Genomic DNA, 3,389 nt, shown 5'->3' with positions numbered 1-3,389 from the left:
GTAGTCGGTTCATCGGCAATCACAAGTTCCGGTTCCGCGCAAAGCGCAAGTGCAATGACAACACGTTGGCGCATGCCGCCGGAGAACTGATGCGGATACTGTTTGATCCGCTCCCTGGGATCCGGAATGCCAACCGCATCGATCAGTTCGACGGCCTTTTCCCGAGCGTTTTTCTTGGACAGCGGCATATGGGTGCGGATCGTTTCGACAAGCTGCGATTCGACGGTTTGCAGCGGATCGAGCGACGTCAGTGGGTCCTGAAAGATCATGCCGATCTTGCGGCCACGCAGCAGGCGCTTGTCCTTGTAGGGCAGGTCGTCAATGCGTTTGCCGTGAAGAAAAATCTCGCCGTCGGCTATATGGCCGGGTTCTTGCAACAGACCGATCACCGCGTTGCCGACCGTTGACTTGCCGGCACCCGATTCGCCGACAACGCCCAGGATCTTGCCCGCTTCCACGCTCAAGCTGACATCATCGACAGCAACGAACACGGATTTGCGGCCCGGAAATTCGACCGTCAGGTCTTTGATATCTAGAACGCTCATGTCGCCCTCACCGCAGTTTCGGGTTGAGGGCGTCGCGCAGCCAGTCGCCCAGTAGATTTACGTTCAGAACCAGAAGAGCCAGAGCCAGCCCGGGAAAGATGGCGATCCACCACTCTCCTGAATAAAGGAAGTCGTTTCCGATTGCGATCAGCGTTCCGAGTGAAGGCTGAGTTGGCGGCATGCCGACACCCAGAAAGGACAGGCTGGATTCCGTCACGATAGCGAGTGCCAGATTGATCGTTGCAATGACCATCACCGGCCCCATTACGTTCGGCAGGATGTGCCGCGCCATGATGATGACCGACGGAATGCCGATCACGCGTGCAGCCTGAACATATTCCTTGTTCTTCTCAACCATCGTTGAGCCTCGAACAGTGCGCGCGTATTGCACCCAGAAGGACAGGGCCAGAGAGACGATAAGGATGTAGAAGGCAAAGATCTCCCGGTCGAGACCGCCGAAGATACCGGCAGCAACACCATCGATCAGCAGCGCGATCAAGATTGCGGGAAAGGTGAGCTGTACATCCGCGATCCGCATGATGATGGCGTCGACGCGGCCGCCCATGTATCCGGCGACCAATCCCAGACTGATGCCGATAACGGCCGCTGCGATGACCGAACAAAATCCGACGATCAGCGAAATCCGCATTCCGTAGAAAATTCCGGACAGGAGATCCCGTCCCTGGTCATCCGTGCCAAGCAGGAAGCGCGGGTCGGAATATTCCATCCAGACAGGCGGAACCCGCGCATCGAGGATCGAAATTGATGCCAGATCGAACGGATTGTGGGGCGCAATCCAGGGAGCCAGAAAGGCCAGCAGAAACAGGATCAACGTTCCGATTGCCGCCACTACCGTGATTTTGGATCGCAGGAACGAGTGAAACATGTCGCTGTCGATTAGTTTCGTGAAATGACCCTGCGAGGTCGGCAGACCTGCTCTGTCCTGAACGGCAGCCTTGGCTTCTTCATTGGAGACGTATGGCATGAGTGAATGTCTCCCTTACGGCCGACCGACGCGCAGGCGCGGGTCGATGAAGAAATAAAGGATGTCGACGATGAAGTTGATCGCCACGAACAAAAACGCGGTCAAAAGAAGATAAGCCGACATGATCGGAATATCGACATTCTGGACTGCCTGCAGGAACATCAGACCCATGCCTGGCCACTGGAACACGGTTTCGGTAATCGTCGCGAAGGCGATGATCGCACCAAGCTGCAAACCGGTAATGGTGATCACCGGCACAAGAGTGTTTTTCAGCGCGTGTCGGAAATTGACAAGACGATCCGGCAGGCCTCGGGCACGGGCAAACTTGATGTAGTCGGTACGGATGACCTCAAGCATTTCTGCACGGATCAGACGCATGATCAGCGTCATCTGATAAAGGCCGAGGGTGATGGATGGCAGGATCAGGGCCTTGAGGCCGGAAACCGTCAGAAAGCCTGTTGTCCACCAAGATCCGATCTGCACCGTTTCGCCTCGCCCGAAACTCGGCAGCCATTGGAGGGTTACGGAAAACAGGAAGATCAGCAGAATGCCGATGAAGAATGTTGGCAGCGATATACCGACAAGCGAGAGCGACAGAAACAGTTTCGAAACAGGTGACTCCCTGTTGAGGCCTGCATAGATTCCCATGGGAATCCCAACCACGAGTGCAAACATGGCGGAGGCGAAACTGAGTTCGAGTGTTGCCGGAATGCGTTTGGCAAAGAGTTCCGATACGGGTTGGCGGAACTGATAGGAAGTGCCGAAGTTGAATTGCGCCGCGTTGGTGATGAATCTCAGAAACTGAACCGGGATCGGGTCGTTGAGCCCCAGGCGTTCCCTGAGAGCCTCCCGTTCTTCGATCGAGGTCTCGATTCCAACCATCTGGTTGATCGGGTCACCCACAAACCGGAACATGGTGAAGGCCAGAAGCGCCACCACCATCATGACAATCAACGCCTGCAGCAGGCGGCGAGTCGCAAATCCAATCATTTCGGCTCTTTATGTCTAAACATGAAAAGACGCCCCCGGCAGTGCCGGGGGCGCGCATTGTTATTCCAACAGGGTCAGTTCTTCGTCACAAAGCGGAACTTGAACTGGTTGTCTGCGCGTTGAACCAGCTGAACATCATCTGCAACACCCCAGGCCAGGCCCTGCTGGTGCAGCGGGATGTAGTAGATATTGTCATGGCTGATCTTATACGCGTCCGCAATCAACCCGTCGCGTTTCTCAGGCTCGATCTCCACCAGAACTTCTTTGGTGAGGCCATCGACTTTTTCGTCACAGAAACCGCCGAGATTGAACGGAGAGCCGTCTCCAGCTTCAGTGCGGCAGTTCATCAGGTTTGACAGAACGTTCCAGCTGTCGAGAGACCCTGGCGTCCAGCCGAGAAGATAGAACGACGTGTCGAAGCCCCCGGAGGCCAGCACCTTGGCGAAATATTTCGCTTTGGGCTGTGCGTTGAGGTCCACTTTCACACCGATGCGCGCCAGCATGGCGGCAACGGCCTGACAGATAGCTTCGTCATTGACATAGCGATCGTTCGGGCAGTCCATGCCGACAGAAAAGCCGTCTGCATATCCGGCATCGGCCATTAGCTTTTTGGCAGCTTCCGGATCGTAGGGATAGCGCTCGAATTCGCTGGCCTTGGAGAACAGGAACGGCGAGATCATGATCGCGGACGGGGTCGACAGGTCCCGCATCACTTTCTTCTTGATCGCTTCGATATCAATCGCCTGATAGAAGGCCTGACGAACCTTTGCGTCCTTGAACGGGTTCTTGCCCTTCACATCGGAATAGAGCAGTTCATCGCGCATCTGGTCCATGCCGAGGAAGATTGTGCGCAGCTCCGGACCGGTCAG

At 55.8% G+C, this 3,389-nt stretch carries 4 protein-coding genes; all 4 read right to left on the bottom strand.

Going from position 1 to position 3,389, the window contains the following annotated elements; genetic code table 11:
* Positions 1-545: ABC transporter ATP-binding protein (locus tag K5905_RS30200; RefSeq protein WP_297591400.1), on the bottom strand; the 545-nt coding region annotated here is incomplete at its 3' end.
* 7 nt (positions 546-552) lie between these two features.
* Positions 553-1,530 (bottom strand): ABC transporter permease, encoded by a 978-nt coding sequence (locus K5905_RS30195; protein WP_297591398.1) that lies wholly within the window; start codon positions 1,528-1,530, stop codon positions 553-555.
* A 15-nt stretch (positions 1,531-1,545) separates the two neighbouring features.
* The gene (locus K5905_RS30190) at positions 1,546-2,520 is read right to left on the bottom strand and encodes an ABC transporter permease (protein ID WP_297591397.1); all 975 of its coding nucleotides are present in this window, start codon (positions 2,518-2,520) and stop codon (positions 1,546-1,548) included.
* Between the two features lie 74 nt (positions 2,521-2,594).
* A partial coding sequence (locus tag K5905_RS30185) for an ABC transporter substrate-binding protein (RefSeq protein WP_297591395.1) occupies positions 2,595-3,389 on the bottom strand: 795 nt, incomplete at its 5' end.

The organism is Roseibium sp., assembly GCF_025698965.1.
GTDB lineage: Bacteria > Pseudomonadota > Alphaproteobacteria > Rhizobiales > Stappiaceae > Roseibium.
Note: the sequence above shows the minus strand (reverse complement) of the source record. Positions and strands in the feature narration are given on the sequence as shown.